The organism is Methylobacterium sp. SD274, from assembly GCF_017355285.1.
Lineage (GTDB): Bacteria > Pseudomonadota > Alphaproteobacteria > Rhizobiales > Beijerinckiaceae > Methylobacterium.
In genome coordinates, this window is record NZ_JADIJP010000001.1 from 331,223 (window position 1) to 355,080 (window position 23,858).

The following is a 23,858-nucleotide window of genomic DNA, read 5'->3' on the forward strand; positions in this document are numbered from 1 at the left end:
GGTGCGTGCCCCCCGCCATGCCATTGCCGGCCTGTTCGGGGGGCTTCTTCTCCTCGGCCAAGCTGGGGCCGACGAGATCGACCGCCGAATCCTGCCGGTTGCGCCGACCTATACCCGCAATGCGACCTGCGCCTCGGTCTCGGCGACGATTCCTTTCGAGATTCATACAGGGACCCAGGATGTAGGCATCTCGCCCTCACCGAAGGACCTGCCGCTGAACCAAGGTGAGAGTGCGATCTGCTTTGCCTATGCCACGGCGGACATGATTTCGCACCGCGTCGGCAGGCCGGTCTCTCCCTTGGATGTGGCGACGAAATTCTATTTCGCCGACCCAGCCAGGCTTGCGACGATTTCGGACCCGCATCTCAAGCGTCATCTCCGTGCGCATCCGGCCTACCGGGCCGACATCGCCTGGAGTCGCAATACCGCCGAGGTCACCAAGGACGGTAACCCAGCCCTGGAACCGTATTTCGACAAGATCGAAGGCGGTGAGGAGGACACGGCGGCGCTCCTCTACAACATCGGCGGGTATTGCGAGGACCGCGACCTGCCGTCCAATGATGGCTATCGCTACGTGATGCCGACATTGCGTTCGCTGCGCTACCGGACAAGGCTTCACCCGGCGCGACAAAGCTTTCGTGCTGTGGCTGCAACCGCTTCCCACTTGCGTGGGCGGCGGGCTGATTCATTCAACGCAGCATGGATCGCCCATGTGGAGGCCGTTTGCCGTCGTGTGCCGCTGCCGGTGCCGCTCCTGCCGGTCTCCTACCGTGTGGCGGCGAGCCAGGCCGATTTCGCGGACATGCTCGAGTCCGGCCGTCATCCGGGCAGGCAAAAACTCGACCGAATCCTGGCCATGGTCGATTACGCACTCGACCGTGGCCGTGTGCCGACAGTTGGGTATAGCTGGTACCTTCTCGAAGACCGCGATCCCAAAGACCCGGACCTGTTCGCCGATCATGCGAGCCCGGTCATCGGCCGCCGCAAGGCAGAGGGCACCTGCCAGTATAGAATCCAGGACAATACCGGTGAATATTGCGGTCGCATGCGCGACGGCATCCGTGAACGTTGCGACAACGGACGCATCTGGGTCACGGAAAGCGAGCTTAGGAAGACCTTGTACAGCGTGACCTATCTGAGATAGGCGTCTAAAAAGAGTATCGGTGTCGGCCTTACGGTGTAATGATTCGCATGGAGACGGTCTGCACTTGCGCATCGCTGTTTTGATCGCTGGCAGGTGTGTTCTTCTTCAGCCGCGCCATGAACTTGCGCACCTCGTCGGGCGGCAATGCACCCATCGGTGCGATCATCATGGACAGAAGTGCCTTGGTCTTGCGATCGACCGAGGCGGAACGGCTCACCGGCTCGAAATCCCGCACCGTGTGAGTCTTGTCCTCGTTGCCGGTAAAGACACGCGCACCGTCCTTCAGCACGACAATGTCGCCCGGACGTAGGGTCGGATCCTTTAGCAGGGCGTTCATCGGTCCAGAAGACATGGAGATCGGCGTCTGGCGCTCGGCGATATGAAGCTGCAGCGGCTCGCTCTTCGGCAGGGCGGCATAACGGATCTTCGGACGGGGGCGGCTGGCTTCGCGCCGGATCGACGGAAGCCGGCGCTCAAATTGGGGCACGGGGACGGCTTGCTGCTGCTCGACAGCAGGACGGGCGGGAGAGAACAGCGCCTCGAAAAGTCCGCCCAAGCCACGGTCTTGAGCGTTTTGCGCCATCGCTGCGCTAGATGTGCACAATAACGCTGCTGCCGATATCAAGAGGCCGGCACGCTTGGCGACTGGGATGACAGTCATGGACACACTGCCATTGCTGGAGGCTACAGCGGAGAAGCTCGCTGGACGCTGTGTATAACCTGTGCAGCATTCAACCGTTCCAGCCGAGTTTGCCAAAAAATACAGTTCGACGATTCAGCTTGGTGCCACGCCTCGCCCCAGTGGATGGCTCCGGCTCGAAGGCAAAAACCCGTGCGCAGATCGGCCTATGCATCGTGGGCAGTGTCGGCATCCTTAATCGTTGGTTAATACGCACGGCTTAGCTTTCGTGATGGGCGACATCTGGCGCGAGGGCCCAATCGGGTCTGGGCGCTGGAGGAAAGGTGTGCGTGGGTTGGGGGGCTGATCGCTGGCGGTTCTATCGGCTCGTCGGGCGGGAGATCGTCCGCTCGGCGCGGGGTGTGTCCGCACGCCTGACGGCGAGTCCAGACCTGCTCGCGCGGGCGCGCGTCAGCGCCCTGGTCATCGCCCCGCACGATCTGCGCACCAGCGACGCCACCTTTGCCGACGACATCTATGCCGGCCTCTTCGTTTTCGCGGGACGCTCTCTTTCCGTGAGCGGTCGGTCACCGTTCGACTATGCGCCGCCGTCACCGGAATGGGCGGATGCGTTCTACGGATTCGGATGGCTGCGCCATCTGCGCGCCGCCGATACGGCTCTGGCTCGAGCCAATGCCCGAGCCTTCGTGGCGGATTTCATCGCTGGCCGTGGCGATGAGACTCTGGCCGCGCCCGTCCCCGTTGCCGCGCGGCGGTTGATCTCCTTCCTCTGTCAGTCGCCGCTGGTTCTGGAAGGCGCGGACCATGCCTTCTACCAAGCCTTCCTCAAGGCCGTCGGGCGCGGCGCAAGAGACCTCGAACGCTCCCTGCGCCGTGGCCTGCCGCCGCAATCGCGGCTCTTGGCGGTGGTGGCGCTGTGTTATGCCGGCCTGTGCTGCGAGGGCATCCAGCCGATCCTGCGCCGGGCCACCCGCATCCTGTCTCGCGAACTCGATCGGCAGATCATGGCGGATGGCGGGCATCGCAGCCGCGATCCGCGCTTCGCCATGGAGCTCCTGCTCGATCTCCTACCCCTGCGCCAAAGTTTCCTGAGCCGCAGCCTCGACCCGCCGGAGGCTCTGCTTCACGCGATCGACCGGATGCTCCCGTTGCTGCGGCTCCTGCGCCACGGCGATGCGTCCCTGAGCCATTTCAACGGCATGGGCGCCACGGCGGCGGACCATCTCGCCACCTTGCTGGTCTATGACGGGGCCCTGGCGCAGCCGCTGATGCATGCGCCGAATTCCGGCTACGAGCGGCTGGAAAGCGGCCGTGTCGTTTTAGTCGCTGATGTGGGGGCGCCGCCGCCGCTGCCCTTCTCGATGAATGCGGGGGCCGGCTGCCTTTCCTTCGAGATGTCGAGCGGCCCCCAGCGAGTGGTCATCAATTGCGGCCTGCCGGCGAGCGGCCCGGAATTGCGTCGCCTCGCCCGCAGCACCGCCGCCCATTCCACGGCGACGATAGGGGATTCGTCCTCATGCCGATTCCTCGGTGCCAGCGAAGGACTGGGCAGTCGCTGGGCCTCGGACTGGCTCATCAAGCGGATCGGTCCCGTGCTCGTGCGCGGTCCGCGCGCCGTCAAATCCGAGCGGACGAGCGATGGCGGAACGTTGATCCTGGCCGGACGCCATGACGGCTATGCCGCCGAGTTCGGGATCGTCCATGAGCGCCGCTGGCGCCTCCTGCCCGACGGGGCGGGGCTAGAAGGCGAGGATGCCTTCGTTCCGGTGGCCCATAAGGGCAACCGGATCCGGCTACGTCCGCCCGAGGCGGCAATCCGCTTCCATCTGCACCCCGCCATCGCGGCCAATGCGGCGGTCGGCGGTGGGGTCGATCTCGCCTCGCCCCTGGGGGAGGTCTGGCGGTTCGAGGCCGAGGGCGCTGCGGTAGCGCTGGAGGAGAGCGTCTATTTCGCGGGTCTCACCGGTGCGCGCCGAACCGACCAGATCGTCCTGTATGTCACGGCCGGGGAGGGCGCCCCGGTGCGATGGCGCTTCCTGCACATCGCACAGGCGCCGGGGCGGGGCGAACCCGCCGTGCGTGACGCTTCCATGGCCGATGACGCGGCGCGGTAGCCGATAGGGCGTCACATGTGGTACCCGCGCCTTTGAGGGGCAGGATCTGCCCTGTGCCGGACGGTTCTCGACGATGTCGCATGATCAGGCGCGGGTTGCCCGCGCACTTCTTTCCGTTTCCGACAAGACGGGTCTCGTGGATTTCGCCCGCGCGCTGTCCGAGCGTGGCGTGGCCCTGGTCTCCACCGGCGGCACCCATCGGGCGCTCACCGAGGCGGGGCTTCCTGTCACGGAGGTGGCCGAGATCACCGGTTTTCCCGAGATGATGGACGGACGGGTGAAGACCCTGCACCCGGCTGTGCATGGCGGCCTGCTTGCAGTGCGCGACGACCCTCAGCACCAGGCCGCACTTGCCGCACACGGCATCGGCGCCATCGATCTTCTCGTGGTCAATCTCTACCCGTTCGAGGCGACGATCGCGAAACCCTGCGGCTATGACGATGCGGTGGAAAACATCGATGTCGGCGGTCCGGCCATGATTCGCGCCGCCGCGAAGAACCACGCCGACGTGGCTGTGGTGGTGGATGTGGCTGATTACGCTGCCATCCTCACCGAGCTCGAGGCCGGCAACGGTGCGCTCGGAGCGGCGACTCGAAAGCGCCTTGCCCAGAAGGCCTTTGCCCGCACCGCCTCCTACGATGCTGCGATTGCGTCCTGGCTTGCCGACCATGTCGAGATGGATGAGGCGCCTGCCTACCGCGCTTTCGGCGGCACGCTCGCCCAATCCCTGCGCTACGGCGAGAACCCACACCAATCGGCGGCCTTCTACCGGACGCCCGGCCTCGTTCGGCCCGGCGTGGCGAGCGCCCGCCAGCTCCAAGGCAAGGAGCTGTCCTTCAACAACCTCAACGACACCGACGCGGCCTACGAATGTGTAGCCGAGTTCGATCCGGCCCGCGCCGCCGCGGTGGCGATCATCAAGCACGCCAATCCCTGTGGCGTCGCCGAAGGTCCTACGCTGGCGGAGGCCTATGAGCGGGCTCTGGCCTGCGACCCGACCTCGGCCTTCGGCGGCATCGTCGCCCTCAACCGCACACTGGATGCCGAATCGGCTGCGCGGATCGTCGAGATCTTCACCGAGGTGATCATCGCGCCGGACGCCACCGAAGAGGCGATCGCCATCGTCGCGGCCAAGAAGAACCTGCGTCTCCTCCTCGCGGGCGCTCTTCCCGACCCGCGCGCCAAGGGCTTCGCCATGCGCAACCTCGCCGGCGGCATCCTCGTTCAGGGCCGCGACGCCGCGGTGGTCGACGACATGACGCTGAAGGTGGTGACGAAGCGCGAGCCCTCGACCCAGGAATACGCAGACATGCGCTTCGCTTACCGCGTCGCCAAGCACGTCAAGTCGAATGCCATCGTCTACGCGCGCGACGGTGCTACGGTGGGGATCGGCGCAGGACAGATGTCGCGGGTCGATTCCTCACGTATCGCCGCCTGGAAGGCGGCGGAGGGCGCCAAACGCATCGGTGCGACCGAGAGCCTAGCCAAGGGCTCTGTGGTTGCCTCGGACGCGTTCTTCCCCTTCGCCGATGGCCTGATCGCGGCGGCGGAAGCCGGCGCCACCGCGGTGATTCAGCCGGGCGGATCGATGCGTGACGCCGACGTAATCAAGGCCGCCGACGAAGCCGGTCTCGCCATGGTGTTTACAGGGCATCGTCACTTCCGGCACTGATGCCGCGCGGTGCGCGGCAAACGGCCTGCGCGCATCGCCTTGTCGAGGCTTTCTTCCATGACGAACATCTCTCCTTCCCCCGATCGCGCCCAGCGCCGAGCGGCCGGTAAGCGCTTGCGCGATGCGGTTCCCCGTGAATCCCATGCCGACTGGTATCCTGCCGAGAACCGCGATCCGCTCGCGGTTCTCCGGGCGAACGATTCGGGCAGGTTGCTCGAACTGATCCCTCTGCGGCACGAGCGGATGCGGGCAAACCCATTTGCGTTCCTGCGTGGGGCTGCCGCCGTGATGGCCGCCGACCTCGCGGGCGTTGCGGTTCCGGGCATTCCCGTCCAGGCCTGCGGCGATTGCCACATCGGCAATTTCGGCGTGTATCGCAGCGCCGAGGGCCAGACCCTGTTCGACATCAACGATTTCGACGAGACGCTCTGGAACGTCGATTTCACGATCGATGTGAAGCGCCTCGCCGCCAGTGTTGCTGTCGCCGCCCTGCCTCAGGGCGAGGACCGGGCACATCGTGCGGCTCGGGCAAGCGTCCGGGCTTATCGCGAACATATGCGTGACCTGTCGCATCTCTCGCCGCTCGCCATCTGGCACAGCCGGATCGATCTCGATCACGAAATCGGTCGCCTCGGCGACGGAGATCTGTGCCGCCGCCTCCTGTCCGACGCGGCTTCCGAGACCGCCGACGGCCTCAGCCATGGCGATGCACCGGACCTCGATCCTGCGAGCTTTGGCGCCGATCCGTGTTTGTGGCGCATCGCCGACAAGGCCCCGACCGTCTTCCATGAAGGGCCGAACGGTCTGACCGAGGCGGTGCAGGAAGCGGCCGCCGCGTTGCTCGCCTACCCGCAAAGCCTTCAGGCCGACCGGAACCTGCTGGCTCTGCGCTACATGCAGCGCGATGTCGCCCTCAAGGTGGTGGGGATCGGCTCAGTGGGCACGGTCTGCGCCGTGGGGTTGTATACCGACGCGGATGGCGCGCCGCTTTTCCTGCAAATCAAGGAAGCCCGGCCTTCGGTGCTGGCGCAGCTCGCCCTGAGCCCCTTCTTCCTCGCATCCGAAGGTCAGCGCGTCATCGACGGGCAGCGCATCATGCAGGCCGCGAGCGACATGTTCCTGGGCACCGCCTATTCCGATGCGAGTGGGCGCTCCTACTATGTCCGTCAGTTAAAGAATAAGAAGCTGTCGGCCGTCGCCGAAATCATGTCCGAGAGCGGTCCCAAGGCCTATGCCCAACTTTGCGGGACCACGCTCGCCCGTGCCCATGCCCGCTCAGGGGACGCAGCGATGATCGCCGGCTATCTCGGTAAGGGCGATGCCTTCGACGAGGCGGTGGCCGAATTCGCGATGCGCTATGCGTGGCAGACGATGGCGGACCACGATGCGCTGAAGCAGGCCTATCAGGAGCCCGCCGAGGCTGCGTGAAGGCAAAGGCCTCATGCAAGGTCTGACCGAACCCTGCGGCATAAGTCGAACCCTTCGACGACGTCGGAGATGACAAACGAAGAAGGCCCTGTCTCGCGACAGGGCCTTCTTCGTATCGTCGCCTAACAGGCATCGGGTCTTCAAGGCACCGACGCCGTTGAAGCACTTGCTCAAGGTGGACCGGGGTTGAGCCCCGGCCCAGTTCTACGCCTCGAACTCTAGCGTGCCGGGCGGTCGTCCCAGGTGAAGATGTCCCTGTCCTTGGTCTCGGGGATGAACAGGGCACCGATGACGGCCGTCGCGAGGGCGATGACAATCGGGTACCAGAGGCCGAAATAGATGTCGCCGGTCTGGGCTACCATGGCGAAGGCGGTGGCCGGCAGAAGGCCGCCAAACCAGCCATTGCCGATATGGTAGGGCAGCGACATCGAGGTGTAGCGGATACGCGTCGGGAAGAGCTCGACGAGAGCCGCCGCGATCGGGCCGTAGACCATCGTCACGTAGAGGACGAGGATCGTCAGAATACCGATGATCGTCAGTTTCTGGACCGAGAAGATGTCGATCATCTTGGCGAAGTTCGACAGGCCGTCCTTCGGTTCGATGGCGATCTTCACGATGCTCGGGTTGTTGGCGCCAGGGTAGCCGGCGGCCGTGAGCGCGGCGCCGATATCCTTGGCGAAGGCCGGATCGGCAGCGGCGAATTCCTTGCCGGCGACGGTGACGGTGGCCTTGGTGCCGGGAGCGACCGGCTCGGTGGTGTAGTTCACCGCGGACCGGGCGAGCAGCGCCTTGGCGATGTCGCAGGAATTGGTGAACTTGGCCGTTCCCACCGGATTGAACTGGAACGAGCAATCCGCCGGGTCGGCCTTCACCACCACCTGCGTGCTCTGCTGGGCCGCGTGCAGGGCCGGGTTGGCCGCAGCGGTCAGCGCTTTGAACAGCGGGAAGAAGGTCAGTGCCGCGATGACGCAACCGCCGAGGATGATCGGCTTGCGGCCGATCTTGTCGGAGAGCGCCCCGAAGAACAGGAATCCGCCGGTGCCGAGGATGAGCGACCAGGCGATGAGCACGTTTGCCGTGAACTGATCGACCTTCAGGATCGTCTGAAGGAAGAACAGCGCGTAGAACTGGCCGGTGTACCAGACCACGGCCTGGCCGGCGGTGAGGCCGAGCAGGGCGAGGAGCGCCCACTTGGCGTTGCGCCACTGGCCGAACGCCTCGGAGAGCGGCGCCTTCGAGCCGGTGCCCTCGTCCTTCATCTTCTTGAAGGCCGGGCTCTCCTGCATCTGCAGACGGATCCAGACCGAGACGCCGAGCAGCACGATCGAGACCAGGAATGGAATGCGCCAGCCCCAGGCGGCGAAGGGCGTGATCGTCCCGGCCGAACCATCGGCGAGGGTGGTGGCGACGGGCGCGTAGTTCGCGTTGACGTAGATCTGGGTGAACAGGATCACCATCAGCGACAGCAGCAGCCCGAGGGTCGCCGTGGTCTGGATGAAGGCCGTGTAGAAACCGCGACGCCCGGGGGGAGCGTGCTCGGCCACGTAGACCGCTGCGCCGCCATACTCACCACCGAGGGCGAGACCCTGGAGCATGCGCAGAGCCAGCAGCGCCACGGGCGCGACCCAACCGACGCCGTACTCGTTCATCGTGGCGTAGGATGGCAGAAGTCCGACCACAAAGGTCGAGATGCCCATGATCAGGATGGTCACGAGGAAGGTGTACTTGCGGCCCACAAGGTCGCCGAGACGTCCGAACACCAGTGCGCCGAAGGGGCGGACCAGAAAGCCCGCTGCGAAGGCCATCAGGGCGAAAATGTTGCGCGTGGCTTCCGGATAGGCCGAGAAGAACTGCGCGCCGATGATCGCGGCCAGCGATCCATAGAGATAGAAATCGTACCACTCGAACACGGTACCGAGCGAGGAGGCCAGAATGACCTTCTTCTCGCCGGCACTCATGGGCCGTGCGGCTTCCTTTGGTAATGGGACCGCTGACGTTGCAGACATGGGGGAATCCTCCAAAATTTTTTTACTTCCAGGCTTTTGCAGGCCTGGCTTTCATCACTTCAGAAACTTGGGCGCTGCGTCGGCGTTCGCAGTCGCTCAAGTCCTGGCGCGCATTGGTCTTGCCGCTCACGGAAACGAGAGCGATCGACGCTACCTCACGCCATGATTTCGCCCAAGAGTGAAAAAGCCGTACGGCCCAGGGATACTCACGTTTTTATGCAGACGTGTCACTTTGGTGCCGATTGGTAGGACCGCTACCCGGTCGGATGCCATGAATGAGAAAGGGCGCGGCTTCCGCCGCGCCCTCTCAAGCATTCGTGAAATGGTCTTGGTACCGTCAGTGAGCGTGAGCGCCGTCGGCTCCGATCCCGGTCTCCGAGCGCACGAACTGCTGTTCGAACAATGCGCGCTCGCGCTTGGCCCTGGCAGTATTGTCGAGCTTCGAAACCACATAGATCGTAAGAAAGGCCAGCGGCATCGAGAACAGGGCCGGGTTGTCGTAGGGGAAGATCGCCACCGGATTACCGAAGGTCGTCACCCACACTGCCTTCGACAGGATCACCATTCCGACAGCCGCGAAAAGGCCGACGAATCCGCCAATCAGTGCGCCCCAGGTGGTCGTGCCCCGCCAAAGGATCGACATGGTGAGGATGGGAAAGTTGCAGCTCGCCGCCACCGAGAAGGCGAGGCCGACCATGAAGGCGACGTTCTGGTTCTCGAAAACGTATCCGAGATAGATCGCCACGATACCGATGACCACCGCCGAGATCTTCGAGAGTCGCACTTCGGAAGCCTCGTTGGTGCGTCCGCGGGCGATGACGCTGGCATACAGATCATGGCTGACCGCCGATGCACCGGCGAGCGTGAGCCCGGCCACGACAGCGAGAATGGTGGCGAAGGCGACTGCCGAGATAAAGCCGAGGAAGTACGGCCCGCCAACGGCGTTGGCGAGGTTCACAGCAACCATGTTGGTGCCGCCAAGCATCCCCTTCAGCTTGTCGAACGCACCCGCCGGATCGAGCTTGAAGTAGACCGGATCGGACATCAGCAGGGCGATGCCGCCGAACCCGATGATGAAGGTCAGGATGTAGAAGTAACCGATCAGGCCAGTGGCGTAGAACACCGATTTGCGGGCGGCCTGAGCATCGGAGACGGTGAAAAAGCGCATCAGGATGTGTGGTAGGCCGGCGGTGCCGAACATCAGACCGACGCCGAGGGAGATCGCTTCGATGGGGTTCGAGACGAGGCCGCCCGGCGCCATGATGGCATCGCCCTTCGGATGGGTGGCGACGGCGGCCGAGAATAGGGCCTCGGGGTTGAAGCCGTATTTGTAGAGCACCGCGCCGGCCATGAAGGTGGCACCCCCGAGGAGAAGGCAGGCCTTGATGACCTGGACCCAAGTGGTCGCCTTCATGCCGCCGAACGCCACGTAGACGATCATCAGCACGCCGACGATCACGACCGCATAGAGGTATTCGAGGCCGAACAGCAGCTGGATCAGTTTCCCTGCGCCGACCATTTGGGCGATCAGGTAGAACGCCACCACCACGAGGGTGCCCACTGCTGAAATGATGCGGATCGAGGTCTGGTCGAGGCGAAAGGAGGCGACGTCGGCGAAGGTGAACTTGCCGAGGTTGCGCAGCCGCTCTGCAATGAGAAACAGCACGATCGGCCACCCCACGAGGAAGCCTGTGGAATAGATCAGACCATCGAAGCCGGACGTATAGACGAGGCCGGAGATGCCGAGGAATGAGGCAGCCGACATGTAGTCGCCGGCAATGGCCAGCGAGTTTGTGCCGGCCGAGATACCACCGCCGGCGGCGTAGAAGTCAGAGGCCGATTTGGTGCCCTTGGCCGCCTTGTAAGTGATGCCGAGGGTGAAGAGCACGAAGAACGCGAACATACCGATGGCCGGCCAGTTCGTCTGGGCTTTCGTGACGGCGCCGATATCCGGACCGGCGGCGTAGGCCGCGCCAGCGAGGATGACTGCGAGGGTGGTGCCCAGGGCGATGGGGTGGGCTGAGCGGATCATCGGCCGAGATCCCGCTTAAGGGCAGCAGTCAGTTCGTCGAAGCGGCCGTTGGCACGCTGGACGTAAATGCCGGTGAGGATGAAGGCGAAGACAATCACGGCGACGCCGAGGACCAGGCCCAACGAGGTCGTGGCGCTCCCGACCTTCATGGCGAGCAGCGACTTGTCGAAGGCGATGAGGCCGATGAAGCCGAAATAGACGAGCAGCATCGCGATGGTCAGCGTCCAGCCGAAGCGGGTCCGCTCGTGGACGAGTTCCTTGAAACGCGGATTCTGCGCGATCCGCGCAGTCTCGATATCGGACATGGCGTAACTTTCCCTGAAGCTTCGGCCCTTCTGAACGGGGCCTCGGTCTTGGCGAATACTATGGCGATGGGAGGCGAGCGCGTGCGATGCCGCCGAACCTGTCTCGTGTTGCGAGGCGTGCCGGCGCAAGCGCCGCACGGTCACGATATCGTCAGGACAGGCGGGAGAGGCGGCTGAAAATGCGAGCGGCGCACCTCCTTCGAGATGCGCCGCTTCCTTGTGCGAGGCCCGCAATCAGGACGCGCGGTTCTGGCGGTTCTCGATCAGGTCGTCGACGACGGCCGGCTCGGCAAGGGTCGAGGTATCGCCGAGCGATGAGAACTCGTCCTCTGCGATCTTGCGGAGGATGCGGCGCATGATCTTGCCCGAGCGAGTCTTGGGCAGGCCGGGGGCGAACTGGATCAGGTCCGGCGAGGCGATGGGGCCGATATCCTTGCGGACCCAGGCCACCAGTTCCTTGCGCAGCTCGTCCGAACCGTCCTCGCCCTCCATCAGGGTGACGTAGGCGTAGATGCCCTGTCCCTTCATAGAATGAGGATAGCCGACGACAGCGGCTTCCGAGACCTTCGGATGGGCGACGAGCGAGGATTCGACCTCCGCCGTTCCCATGCGGTGACCCGACACGTTGATCACGTCGTCGACGCGGCCGGTGATCCAGTAATAGCCATCCGCGTCGCGGCGGCAGCCGTCGCCGGTGAAGTAGAGGTTTGGATAGGTGGAGAAGTAGGTCTGCTCGAACCGCTCGTGGTCGCCATAGACCGTGCGCATCTGGCCCGGCCAGGAATCCGCGATGCAGAGGTTGCCCTCGCAGGCACCGTCGAGCGGCTTGCCCTCCGCATCGACGATGAGCGGCTGCACGCCGAAGAATGGGCGTGTGGCCGAACCGGGCTTCAGCTTGGTGGCACCGGGCAACGGCGTAATGAGGATGCCGCCGGTCTCGGTCTGCCACCAGGTATCGACGATGGGGCAGCGGCTGTCGCCGACCACCCGGTAGTACCAGTCCCAGGCTTCCGGGTTGATCGGCTCGCCGACCGAGCCGAGGACGCGGAGCGAGGCCCGCGAGGTCTTCTTCACCGGGCCTTCGCCGCCGCCCATGAGCGAGCGGATCGCCGTGGGCGCGGTGTAGAAGATGTTGACCTTGTGTTTGTCGACAACGTCCCAGAAGCGGGAGGTCGACGGATAGGTCGGAATGCCTTCGAACATCAGGGTCGTGGCGCCGTTGGCGAGCGGGCCATAGACGATGTAGCTGTGGCCTGTGACCCAGCCCACATCCGCCGTGCACCAGTAGACCTCGCCCTCGCGGTAATCGAAGACGTATTGATGCGTCATCGCGGCGTAGACGAGGTAGCCGCCGGTGGTATGCACCACACCCTTGGGCTGGCCCGTGGAGCCTGAGGTGTAGAGGATGAAGAGCGGGTGCTCTGCCGCCACGGCTTCGGCCGGGCACTCGTCGGTGACCATGGCGGCGGCCTCGTCGTAATAGACGTCGCGGCCGGGCTCCATGGCGACATTACTGCCCGTGCGACGCACAACGACGACGTGGTCCACGGCATCCTTGCCGAGCCTCGCGATCGCGGCATCCACATTGGCCTTCAACGCGACCTTGCGGCCGCCGCGCAGACCCTCGTCGGCGGTGATGACGAGCTTCGAGGCACAGCCTTCGATACGGCCGGCCAGGGAATCTGGCGAGAAACCGCCGAACACGATGGAGTGGATCGCGCCGAGCCGGGCGCAGGCCAACATGGCGTATGCGGCCTCCGGGATCATCGGCAGGTAGAGCGTGACCCGGTCACCCTTACCGACACCGCGATTGCGCAGCACATTGGCCATGCGGCAGACTTCCGAATGAAGCTGCCGATAGGTGATGTGCTTGGATTCGTTGGGGTCGTCGCCTTCCCAAATGATCGCTACCTGGTCGCCGCGCGTCGCGAGGTGACGGTCGATGCAATTGTAGGCGACGTTGGTCTTGCCGTCCTCGAACCATTTGATCGAGACGTTGCCGGGAGCAAAGCTTGTATTCTTGACGGTCGAATAAGGCGTCGACCAATCGATCCGCTTGCCGTGTTCACCCCAAAATGCAGCCGGGTCATCGACCGAGGCCTTGTACATCGCCTGATACCCGGCGTCGTCTACATGCGCACCGTCGATCCAGGTCGCGCGGACGTCGACCACCTTCTCGTCCATGACGTTTTCCCTACTGGTGCCCGATCGTATCGCGAAAACCGCGCAGCCGGGACTTCCAACTCGTTCTTAGGCGCAGGAACAGTCCTATCGCAAGCGCGAAGGGGGCGGATGCCCCTGCGTCCGCACCCCCAATTTGGGCAATACTCTCGATCCATGATCGGCCGGCTCTCAGTTGCAGCCGATACAGATTCCCTTGATCCCCGAACCTTCGGTCTCGCCCTTCTTGCGGGCCTCATCGGGGGGTAGCCGGGTGTCGGGCGCGGCTGCGGCGCCGGGCGGCTTTGTGACGCCGGTCGGGGCAATATTTCGGAACGAGCCCGCCGATTCCAGGTTCTGACCGGTCGTCTGCGACGGACCCGCCGTTTGGGCTAGGACGCTTGTCGCTCCGGATATGAGCAGGCCAGCGAAAAGAAGCCTAAGGGTTATGTGCATGGGGTTTCTCCAAGACCTACCTGGAGAACGGGTGGCGCTTGCCTGGGTTGCCGACCAGCAAGCGTTCGCACCCACGCCGGAATGCCCGTTTCAGGGAGGCGAACCGCCCGGCTCGGTTCGCGGCGGCAGTGTCGGCTTGGCCCTTCGGAACTTGACCACTACCGCATTAAGGCGCGCTTCCTCGATATCGGTCATCTGACGCATGACGTGTCTCGTCATGACGCTCGTACCCAATCTGGCTCGCCGACGGTCGCCGCTAGGCGATCGCCCAAGGGTCGCGGCGTTGTGCCGGTCCACCATGCCAGATGCGTTGCCGCCAGACGAGCCTGGGCTCGCCGCGCTGATCACGCCGTTCTGACCGCCGCCTGCGGTGGGAAGAGCATTTCCACCAGGGTGCCTTCGTCCTTCCGGCTCTCGATGCGGAAGCGGCCATGATTGGCCTCGATGAGCGCCTTCGTGAGCGGCAGACCGAGGCCAGTTCCAGTGCTTCGTCCGTCCGCACGTCCCCTGGCCGAGGCCACCACGGCGATCTGCCGGAACGGTTCGAGGGCGGTCTCTACCTCGTCGGGGGTCATCCCGATTCCAGTGTCGCGGACCCTGAGGGCGATTTCACCACGATCCGCCATGGTGGTGGAGACGATGACCTGTCCGCCAGCCTCGGTGAAGGCGATGGCGTTGGCGATGATATTGAGGGCAGCCTGCCGTACCGAGCGCTCGTCCGCGACCAGCATCGGCAGGTCGTCGGAGAAACTCGTCCGTACGACGATTCGATCGCGCATCGCCTGCGGCTGCAGCATCGCGACGCAATGGGTGACGACGTCGTTGAGGGGGACCTCGGCGAAGGTGAGGTCGAGGCGGCCGGCTTCGATTTTTGCAAGGTCGAGCAGGTCGTTGACGAGACTGAGGACGTGCGTTCCCGAAGCGTGGATGTCGCCAAGATAGTCGCGGTAGCGCTCGTGGCCAACGGGACCGAACGGTTCGGCTAGCATCATATCGGCGAAGCCGAGGATGCCGTTCATCGGCGTTCGGATCTCGTGGCTGATCCGGGCGAGGAAATCCGATTTGCGCGCGCTGGCATATTCCGCAGCCTGCCGTGCGTTCGACGTTTCCGCTTCGATACGTCTGGTGGCGCGGACGTCCCGCACGGTCATAACCATGCGGCCGTCGTCCCGACCAGCGAGGGGGGTCACCTTGATCAGTAGCGGAGACATGCCGGCGGCGGTGCGGCCGATCACATCCGGGGTCGCTTGCGCAAGGACGGTTTGCCCCGAACCGGCTATGCAATGGACGCTGGCGAGCACTGCCACCGCGCTTTCCGCTGCGAACAGGCTGAGGATGGCGGCACCGACGACTTCGCGCGGGTCGAGGCCGAAGGTCGTGGCCGCGCTGCGGTTGAGCCCGATGATCCGCCCATTCCGGTCGAGGGTGATGACTCCGTCATCGAGGCTGTCGAGAACGGCCTGCGCATCGGCGGCTCGGGCTCCCGCGAAGGCGTCGGCGATCTGCAGGGCAACGCGCTCACGGCCAGGCTCACCGGCAACGGCGTCGCGGATGAGGAGAAGGTGAGCCGGTGCGCCGCGCCAATCGAGATCGGAGGCCTGCATGTCGACGCTCAGGCGGTGCCCCGAGGCGGCGGTGAGAATGGCGGGGGCGCCGTTGATCTTCCGCTCGTGCGGGACGAGGCCGCCGAACAGCTTGCCGATGCCGCCCGATGCCGCCAGTTCGGGCAGATCGGCGAAGCCTGCCATCGCCAGCAGGTGGCTGTTGGCGAACAGGACGCTGTCGCCGCGATAGACCATCACGCCGCCGGGCACCCGCTCCAGCGTCGCGCTGACGGCGGCATTGGGGTCTTCCGATGCAGGCTCCGCGAACCGCGTCATCGCCGTGGGAAACGGAGTCACAGAACCGCCGGTGGCGCGCTCTTCGCCGGTCTTGGTCTCCGAAACCTCATCGTCGGGCGTGCTATCGCCGGCGAAGCGCGCGCCCAGGGCCCTCGCGATTTCGCGGAACGCCGCATGTTCGTTGCTGGACAAATGCGGGTCGTGCAACGGTGTCCAGGCGTCTTCTTCAGTCGTCGGGGCCTCTGTTCCGGTCGCAGACTGTTCGGTCGTCTCTTCGCCTGACGGCTCCACGTTGAGGAGAGCGGGGGAGGAATCTTCTACCGCAGCAGCGGACGGATCATCACCGATCGTCGCAAAAGCGGGTTCCGCCACGGGCAGAGCGGATGTTTCTTCGTCTCTCGCCGAGTCCGTTTCTCTCGCCGAGTCCGTTTTTCTCGCCAAGTCCATGGCGCTGAGCTCCATGGCCGTTGGCGTCACAGCCTCGGTAGTATCGGCAGATGCTCCATCATCGGGCTCCACCTCCGATACAGGCTGATCGCCAGGATGCAGGTCGGTGATGATGTTCGCGTGTTCTGGGCCCACCGATCCACTCTCCGATGACGCGGTCGAAGACCGCACCATGGCGAAGCCGTTGAACCCTGTGAACTCGGCTGCCCCGCGCTGGATCGGCGTGCCTGATATGTCGAGATCCATCGCGTCCGGCATGCCATCGGCCTGCAGCGTGACGGAAATTGCACGAAAGGTCCGGCGCTGGGCCAACGCCTGCAGGAGCCCTTCCGCGTCGAGCAGCGTGCGCGTGTGTGATAGCGCAGCCCAGGTCCTTCCGATCAGTACGGGTTTGACTGCGGCGGCGGCGGGTCCGGAAATGTCAGTGAGCCTGTCCTCGGCGTCGCTTTTCCAGGTTACGCGCCCAGTCCGCACCGCGCGGCTGTCCAATGGTGCGGACGTGTCTTCGAAGGCGGAAGGACGCGGCTCAGGTGCTGCCGTCGGATCGGCCTGTGCGCGCTCCTGTTCGCCTGCGCCTTTCTGAGGCGAGGCTCGGTGGCCCGGCAGGCGATCGAGAACCGCCACGATCACGCAATTACGACCCGATGCATCCTTCGTCCGCAAAGCAAGGCAGGTCGTGGCCTGTCCGAGACGCCGCGTGTCGAATCGCAGCTTCATCAGCGATGGCCGATCCAGCGGCAGGGCGCGCGGACGAATTTGTTCGCCCATGCGAATCGCGTCGTCGATCCGGCCCGATTCGCCGCCGCTCAGAGCCCCCGCAAGGCCATCCGCCGTCGAAGCCAGCAGGATTTGCTCCGCCGTACCGTCGAGCACAAGCCACACCGCGTCTGGGCCGCTCAGGCGAGCGCCAAACCGCGAATCACCGCTCCAGTGTCTAATAAGGTCGCCGAGGTCCGGTTCAGGGCCGGATATCGGTTCTTCAGCCCGTCTTTCGAACATTCGTACCCGTTTCGCGTGACACGTGAGTGATTCGCACCCTTTTTTAACCGCAACGCGCCGCGGATGTAGACACCAAGCGCCGCCGATGCGCGTTTACCTTTTGTCATCCTTAATGCCGTGATCGAGGGTGGCATAGAGCGGGCGCTGTGTTATTGTGCAGCGCACAACAAACGATCAACAAGCAAGTTCAGAGGAGACGGACATGAGCAACACCCCGAACTATGAAGTGCCCGCTGAAATGCGCGATTTCGCTGAGAAGAGCGTCGATCAGGCGCGTAAGGCCTTCGACTCATTCATCGGCGCCGCTCGTCGCACCGCCGACACGGTCCAGGGTTCGGCCGACACGGCCCGTACCAGTGCACATGACGTCTCCGCGCGCGGCTTCGAGTTCGCCGAGCAGAATGTGAATGCCGCCTTCGACCTTGCCCAGAAGCTCGTTCGCTCGCGCGACTTGCAGGAAGCCATGCAGCATCAGGCTGAGTTCGTCCGCAGCCAGTTCGCCGCAATCCAGGCCCAGGCCAAGGAGTTCGGTGGCTTGGCGCAGAGTGCAATGCAGCAAGGCGCCGAGAAGGCCAAGGCAGCGATGCAGGAGACGGCTGAGAACACCCGCAAGGCGATGGAGCAGGGCACCGAGGCCGCTCGCAAGGCCGGCGCCGATGCCGAGCAAGCCATTCGCAACGCCAATTCCTGAGCGCGGCCGCTCGGTCTCCTGATCGAGCCCTCGCTTACGGGATAATAGCCCGTCCTGCCGAGAGGCGGGGCGGGCTTTCCTTTGTCACGAGCGAACACGCGTTACATCATCAGGATCGGGTTCGTCCGCGCCTCCGCGAGCAAGTGTGCGTCTTCCCGCCTTTCGATCCGAGCCCTCTTGGTCCGCTTTCACGGGACGGATAGAACGTGGGCCTTCAAAGGGGAGGCGGTCGGTGGACATTAAACCCGGCGACTACGTGGCATCCGACGACAACGAGGCGACGATGACGGTCCTCCGGGTCGAGGGAGGATTGGCCCTGTGCCAGTGGTTCGTCGATGGTGACGTCGATGGTGACCTGCGGGAAGAGTGGGTCGCCGTGAGCGCGCTCACTGTTCTCTAGTCGGATCCCGCTCTCTCGGAGGTGCGACACGACGCTTGCACCGCGGCGAGCTGTCTCCTAACCCTGGCGCCCCGCCCGGATTTCGGGCTCGTCGAAGAGGGCGAACCTTCATGCGACCTGCTTTTTCGCGCGCCGCCCAGCGTTTCGGCCTGTTGGCCCTCGCTCTGGCCGGTGTGCTATCCGCTGGCGCCGCCAGCGCCCAGTATGACGACGGCTACTACCGCCCCGCGCCTCGGCGCGACTATTACGAGGATCGCGGGCCCCCGCCCCGCCGGGCCGTCGGCTTGAACTGCGATGCTGTCCAGTCGGGAATCAGCGGCCTCCAGCCCTATTCCTGCCCGTTGCCCGGACCTCGTCCCCTCGGGGCGCGCTGTTTCTGCGACATGCCGATCGCGTCCTTCAGTTCACCGCAGACCGCGGTGGGGCGTGTCGTCCCGTAAGGGTCGAGCCCGAAACAAACAAAGCCGCGCCATCCTGGGATGACGCGGCGTTGTTCTGCAGAGACGTGGAATTCAGTTGAGGACGACGACCTTGGCGCCTACTTTCACGCGCTCGTAAAGGTCGGTGACGTCGTCATTGGTCATCCGGATACAACCTGACGAAACTGCCTGACCGATCGTGTCGGGCTCGTTGGATCCGTGGATCCGGTACTCCGTATTGCCGATATACATGGCGCGGGCGCCCAGAGGGTTCTCCACACCACCCGCCATGTAGCGCGGCAGGTCGGGGCGGCGGGCGATCATTGCGGCCGGGGGCGTCCATGACGGCCATTCGCGCTTGGCGGTAACGGTCTTCGTGCCTGACCAAGTGAAGCCGGGACGACCGACGCCAACGCCGTAGCGGATAGCTTCACCGTTCGGCAGAACAAAGTAGAGACGCCGTTCAGCGGTCGAGACGACGATCGTGCCAGGCTTGTATGCGCCGCGGAAGGTTACGATCTCGCGGGGGATTGGTGAGACCTGAGCCTGCGGAGCTGCTTGCGCGCCCTGACCGACGGTGCCCTGGTAGCCATAAGGGTCGTAGGAGGGCTGGCTGTACTCGGTCTCGGGATAGTAATCGTCGCCCCCCGTTCCGAACGGATCGTAGGAGGAGGCGGCGAGAACGGGGGTGGAAGCGAGGATGCAAGCACCCATCATGCCTGCAAAAGCGGTCGCCAACGTCTTCATGGTCGGATGCCTTACCTGTGCGGTAACCTTTGCTATACAAGCGTAGGCGTAGGCGCGTGGTTCCACCCCCGGTCGCAGATTTCGCGTCTCGTTAACGTGAGCTTATGAATTTAGTACACCTCGTCCGTATGCACGTCGAAACGGGCAAGGTGCGAATAACCAAAGTTGGTGGTGATCGCGACATCAGTGGCATCGCGACCGCGCGCCATGACGATGCGGCCGATCCGCGGTGTATTGTGACGGGCGTCGAATGTGTACCAGCGCCCGTCCAGATACACTTCGAACCATGCCGAAAAATCCATCGGGTCCGGCACTGGCGGGATGCCGATATCGCCGAGATAACCGGTGCAGTAGCGCGCCGGGATGTTCATGCATCGGCAGAAAGCAACCGCCAGATGGGCGAAGTCGCGGCAGACGCCCTGGCGCTGCATGAAACCGTCCCAGGCCGTGCGCGTGGCATCGGCGAGCATGTAGTCGAACCGGATGCGGTCGTGAACGTAGTCGCAGATCGCCTGGACCCTCGACCAGCCAGGCATCGTCCCTCCGAAGAGGGACCAGGCCGTCTCAGACAGCTTGTCGGTGTCGCAATAGCGGCTGCCGAGGAGATAGACGAGGACATCGCTCGGTAGGTTCTGTACGTCGATCTGCTGCGCATGCGGAGCGTATTCGTCCGGCAATCCGGAATCGTAAACGGTAAAATCGGCCGAGATGTCGAGACGGCCAACCGGAGTGACGATGCGCGTGCAGATGTTGTCGTAGACGTCCCGATATTCCTGGAAAGGTATCGGCGGGTTGAAGCTGATGACGTGTGGGGTCATCACATCCGGCATGCGTGATGGATGCACGCTCAGTTCAAGAATCATGGGCGTCGGCTGAACCGATTCGAAGGCGATGTCGAACCCAGTCCTGATCTTCATCGTATTGGCCCCATGTCTGAAAAAATATGATTTGAACCCAGCCGCCATCTGATGGCAGCGGAATGAACGTTTTCAACGCACCACCATCGCATCGGGTGTACGCTGCTCAAGGGAACTGAGTTCGACTTCATCGACCTCGACGCTCACGGACATGCCGAGATCGTCCGCGGGAAACCCGAAGAAGGAGCCGTGCAACGGCACCGCCTGCCGCGGATCGCGGGCGACGGCGACGCGGATGAGGTCGCGATTGCCGACGATGCCGTTGGTGGGATCGAACTCGATCCAGCCCGCGCCGGGCAGGTAGACCTGAACCCAGGCATGGGTCGAGCCACCGCCCACATGGCGGTTGCGGTCACCGCGCGGATTGTAGAGGTAGCCGGAGACGAAACGGGCGGCCATGCCGAGAGCGCGCACGGCCTCGATCATCAGCACCGCGAAATCACGGCAGCTTCCGCGCTTGAGGCGCAGGGTGGTGACAGGGTCCTGAACGCCTTTCTCGGAGCGCGCGAGATAGGCGAAGTTGCGCCGGACGTGGCGCGTCATCTCGGCCAACAGATCCTGCGTGCCGATGCGGCCGGCGGGGGGAACGAAGCTGCGCGCCCAGGCATCGACCTCGTTCTTCGGATCGCGGTGCTCGCGCTCGATGGAGCGGCTGAGATCCGGCATATCGTCGGCGCCGTAGCCGAAAGGGTAGAAGGCCGCATGCGGCGCGATCGGAAATTCCGGTGCGAGCTCGGGTGTGTGATCGAGGGTGATCGAGCATTCGAAGGTCAGGGTGGAGGCGCGACCCTGGAATGTCGCCACGGCGACGCAATTTCCGAACACGTCGTGCAACCACCGCAGAGACGACGGCTCGGGCGTGATCTTGAGCGTCGCGGCGATCAGGCGCTGGTCATAGCTGTCGCGCGGACGAAACATGATCCGGTGTTCGCCCAAGCCGACGGGCTGGCGGTACCGGTAGGTCGTAATGTGACGGACGGATAGGATCGGCACGTTCACAGGCTCCGCAGCACCGGTCGGTACCACTCTCTTGGATCGATGCAATGCAAGAGGTGCGCCCAACGTCATGGCGGCCCGTGATGTCGCCTCCACGGCACAGGAGTATTGGCCTGAATATCACCGCTGGGGCAATGCTCCTTGAGCTGGTTCGATAGCGATCTTCATCAAAGTGAAAGCGGCCCTGGCCCCTGGCCGATTCATCCGCGGCGGGCATAGTTCAGGGCACTGGCGGAGGAGGATTGCTGGTCGCGTGCTCGGCTTCCACCAACACATCCTGGGGGCGCCAGGGTTTGGGGATGAAGACCACCCTTTCCGGCAATGCGTCCGGTCGCGGAGCACGTCGGCCGGATGTGACCACCATCCTCGCCGTAGGCCACAGCATCGCGACGGCACGCGCCAGTTGCAGGCCGTCCATGACACCCGAGAGCTGGATATCGGCAAAGACCAAAGCGACATCGCCGCCCCTGTCCCGCATCACGGCCAGAGCCTCTTCCGCCGTAGCGCAGCCGATAGCATCGAGCTCAGTCTCGTCCAACAGGGCGACTGCCAAGCCTTGTGTCGATGCATCATCCTCGACCACGAGGGCGAGGCGGCCGGATTTACGAATCGGCGCGGAGATAACGGGATCGGGCTCAGGCGTGGCTTCCGGCTGGTGGACCTGACGAACGAGGGCAGCCAAGTTCTCCGGAATGCCCTCGGCGATCAGGTCGTCATAGAAAGACGCTAGGGCTTCGCCGATTTGGTCGAGGGCGAGGCCAGGCGCGAGCGTATCGTTGCCTGCGCGCTTTTTCGGAACATCCTTGAAAGGAGTGGGCGAACGATTGTTCGACGGGCCTTTCGGATCGAGCACGTCATCCCTCCGGTTTTCGTCATCTGCATGGTACCGCCGCGTGCGGCCCCAAGCTCAACGTAGGGACTCAGGCGTCAGTTGCTCCCAAGGCGCAACAAGGGTTGGGCCGACGGCGAATCGGTCCGGGAAATGCGATTGCTGGGGTTCAGGACTGACAGCGAGATCGGCGCATAAAACGCGGTGAGGCGCGGTTACTCCACCGAGGCGTCGGCATAGGCCATGACGCCCGAGAGAGAGCGGACATCGCGGTAGCGAGCACCACGAGTGCTCATCATAGTCTCGAACTTCTCATGAACCTGGGCCACCGACAGGCTCGCTGCCTTGCGTCGACCGCGTTGGGCCGCGAAGAAGATGGAACGGTTGGCGCGCGCCGGGCCCGGCAGCATCTGGGCGGCGGCGGATGTCGGCTTGTCGACAACGGTAGCGAGGAACTCCTCGGCATCGTCGGGACCGAGGAAGTGGGCGAGATACACTTCGCCCAGGGTCAGCTCGCGGCCGATACGCAGGGAGATTCGCGCTGCGTCGCGTTTCAGCATCTCGCCTGCCATCAGTGCGGCGAGATAGGGGTCACGCCGCAATTCGAGGATGCGGGTCCGCTCGGCGGCATCTGCCACGCTCGGCTTGCCGTTATCGCCGGAGACCACGAGGGCCGCTTCCTGCGTCAGGCCGTATTTCGGTCCGAAGTCGCGCACAACACCGAGCCAGGTGCGCTCGATGAACTGGAACAGGCCGGTCGCCGAGGACGTCTTGGCCTGCACTTCGGTGATGAAGCTCGACTCTTTGTCGGCTACCGCCATCAGCAGGACGGGGTCGGTCTGTACGGCCTGCGCAGCGCGGACGATCTTCTGCACCAAGTGGCGGCGAATCTTCATGGGTCCGAATTCGAGGATATCGTTCGGGTCGCCGACAGCGCTTTCGGTCAACAGGTAATCGTAGGAGACACGATCGACGGCATTGGAGCCGATTTCGGTGTCGAGGTCGTGGACGGGGGCAAAGGCCGAGGATGATGTGAGTACGGTGGGTGGAGCTTCTAGAACTCCCGGGACCGCCGACTGAATTCTGGGCTTCGGCATCGACAGCTCGGTCATCGCCTGAGCCGATTGTACCACGGCGCCGAAGCCACTGGTGCCGGTGCCGTTGAGAACGACGGCGCTCAGGCCTCCCGCGACCAGCATCATGGCCAGAACGGAGCGGGTGAGGGCGGGGCGGCTCCCATGGTCGTGTCCGACCCGATTCTTGAGCGTCAGCGCATCGGATGAAGTTGCCGCATCACCGCCAGCGCCGAAGCGGCGCGAGGGAGGAGTAACTCGTGATGATCCGACCTTCTGAACCCGCATCTGATCGACTCGTCTCCGTGTGGTGGCGCACATCGGCATTTACGAGGACAGTTGTGGCGACAAAACGGCTAGGCTCGTGATCATCCCGTGGCGTCGATGGCCACTTTACGGCAGCTTAGCCATTGCGAGCCTTTACCCTCCGCATGCGACAGGGTCGGACGGAAGGCACCAGCAACCACCGGGCATTCACGACAACATTGCATCGGAGCTGATCTAGCAAGAACGGCGCTCCCGTAATCGGGCGATACGCATCA

At 64.1% G+C, this 23,858-nt stretch carries 18 protein-coding genes; 7 read left to right on the plus strand and 11 right to left on the minus strand.

Features of this window, described 5'->3' with window-relative positions; translation table 11 throughout:
* The first annotated feature begins 1 nt into the window (after window position 1).
* A complete protein-coding gene (locus IPV08_RS01565; protein WP_207410325.1) occupies window positions 2-1,144 on the plus strand; it encodes a hypothetical protein in 1,143 nt (380 codons plus the stop codon).
* Window positions 1,145-1,172: 28 nt separating this feature from the next.
* On the opposite strand, the gene IPV08_RS01570 is transcribed toward IPV08_RS01565, so the two are convergent.
* Window positions 1,173-1,700 (minus strand): hypothetical protein, encoded by a 528-nt coding sequence (locus tag IPV08_RS01570; protein WP_246747712.1) that lies wholly within the window; start codon window positions 1,698-1,700, stop codon window positions 1,173-1,175.
* Window positions 1,701-2,113: 413 nt separating this feature from the next.
* Between IPV08_RS01570 and IPV08_RS01575 the strand changes: the two genes are divergently transcribed.
* From IPV08_RS01575 to IPV08_RS01585, 3 genes are all read left to right on the plus strand, one after another.
* Window positions 2,114-3,898 (plus strand): heparinase II/III family protein, encoded by a 1,785-nt coding sequence (locus tag IPV08_RS01575; protein WP_207410327.1) that lies wholly within the window; start codon window positions 2,114-2,116, stop codon window positions 3,896-3,898.
* A gap of 73 nt (window positions 3,899-3,971) precedes the next feature.
* Window positions 3,972-5,570 carry a bifunctional phosphoribosylaminoimidazolecarboxamide formyltransferase/IMP cyclohydrolase gene (gene purH, locus IPV08_RS01580; protein ID WP_207410329.1) on the plus strand — a complete coding sequence of 533 codons (1,599 nt, stop codon included), beginning with the start codon at window positions 3,972-3,974 and terminating at the stop codon, window positions 5,568-5,570.
* Window positions 5,571-5,627: 57 nt separating this feature from the next.
* Window positions 5,628-6,998, plus strand: a complete 1,371-nt coding sequence (locus IPV08_RS01585; RefSeq protein WP_207410330.1) for a DUF2252 family protein — start codon at window positions 5,628-5,630, stop codon at window positions 6,996-6,998.
* A gap of 218 nt (window positions 6,999-7,216) precedes the next feature.
* On the opposite strand, the gene IPV08_RS01590 is transcribed toward IPV08_RS01585, so the two are convergent.
* From IPV08_RS01590 to IPV08_RS01610, 5 genes are all read right to left on the minus strand, one after another.
* The gene (locus IPV08_RS01590) at window positions 7,217-8,956 is read right to left on the minus strand and encodes an MFS transporter (RefSeq protein WP_082469909.1); all 1,740 of its coding nucleotides are present in this window, start codon (window positions 8,954-8,956) and stop codon (window positions 7,217-7,219) included.
* Between the two features lie 385 nt (window positions 8,957-9,341).
* The gene (locus IPV08_RS01595; RefSeq protein WP_207410331.1) at window positions 9,342-11,036 is read right to left on the minus strand and encodes a cation acetate symporter; all 1,695 of its coding nucleotides are present in this window, start codon (window positions 11,034-11,036) and stop codon (window positions 9,342-9,344) included.
* Window positions 11,033-11,341, minus strand: coding sequence for a DUF485 domain-containing protein (locus IPV08_RS01600; RefSeq protein WP_056432180.1), 309 nt, complete (start codon window positions 11,339-11,341; stop codon window positions 11,033-11,035). The genes IPV08_RS01595 and IPV08_RS01600 overlap by 4 nt, the downstream gene beginning before the upstream one ends.
* A 234-nt stretch (window positions 11,342-11,575) precedes the next feature.
* A complete protein-coding gene (gene acs, locus IPV08_RS01605; protein WP_207410332.1) occupies window positions 11,576-13,525 on the minus strand; it encodes an acetate--CoA ligase in 1,950 nt (649 codons plus the stop codon).
* 776 nt (window positions 13,526-14,301) lie between these two features.
* A complete protein-coding gene (locus IPV08_RS01610) occupies window positions 14,302-15,990 on the minus strand; it encodes a HAMP domain-containing sensor histidine kinase (RefSeq protein ID WP_207410337.1) in 1,689 nt (562 codons plus the stop codon).
* Between the two features lie 1,456 nt (window positions 15,991-17,446).
* Here IPV08_RS01610 and IPV08_RS01615 point away from each other — a divergent pair.
* The 3 genes from IPV08_RS01615 (at window position 17,447) to IPV08_RS01625 (ending at window position 18,775) form a co-directional block, all read left to right on the plus strand.
* Entirely contained in the window at window positions 17,447-17,935 is a 489-nt protein-coding gene (locus IPV08_RS01615; protein ID WP_027172066.1) for a phasin, read from the plus strand.
* A gap of 232 nt (window positions 17,936-18,167) precedes the next feature.
* Entirely contained in the window at window positions 18,168-18,335 is a 168-nt protein-coding gene (locus IPV08_RS01620) for a hypothetical protein (protein WP_207410338.1), read from the plus strand.
* Window positions 18,336-18,445: 110 nt separating this feature from the next.
* Entirely contained in the window at window positions 18,446-18,775 is a 330-nt protein-coding gene (locus IPV08_RS01625; protein WP_207410340.1) for a hypothetical protein, read from the plus strand.
* 72 nt (window positions 18,776-18,847) lie between these two features.
* Here the strand turns inward: IPV08_RS01625 and IPV08_RS01630 are convergent, their stop codons facing one another.
* From IPV08_RS01630 to IPV08_RS01650, 5 genes are all read right to left on the minus strand, one after another.
* Window positions 18,848-19,501, minus strand: a complete 654-nt coding sequence (locus IPV08_RS01630) for a L,D-transpeptidase (RefSeq protein ID WP_207410342.1) — start codon at window positions 19,499-19,501, stop codon at window positions 18,848-18,850.
* A 110-nt stretch (window positions 19,502-19,611) separates the two neighbouring features.
* Window positions 19,612-20,418, minus strand: a complete 807-nt coding sequence (locus tag IPV08_RS01635) for a transglutaminase family protein (protein ID WP_056432473.1) — start codon at window positions 20,416-20,418, stop codon at window positions 19,612-19,614.
* A 72-nt stretch (window positions 20,419-20,490) separates the two neighbouring features.
* On the minus strand, window positions 20,491-21,411 hold the full coding sequence (locus IPV08_RS01640) for a transglutaminase family protein (protein ID WP_207410344.1): 921 nt from the start codon (window positions 21,409-21,411) through the stop codon (window positions 20,491-20,493).
* A 223-nt stretch (window positions 21,412-21,634) separates the two neighbouring features.
* Window positions 21,635-22,156, minus strand: coding sequence for a response regulator (locus IPV08_RS01645; RefSeq protein WP_056432480.1), 522 nt, complete (start codon window positions 22,154-22,156; stop codon window positions 21,635-21,637).
* 302 nt (window positions 22,157-22,458) lie between these two features.
* Entirely contained in the window at window positions 22,459-23,604 is a 1,146-nt protein-coding gene (locus IPV08_RS01650) for a transglycosylase SLT domain-containing protein (protein ID WP_207410354.1), read from the minus strand.
* Window positions 23,605-23,858 lie beyond the last annotated feature (254 nt).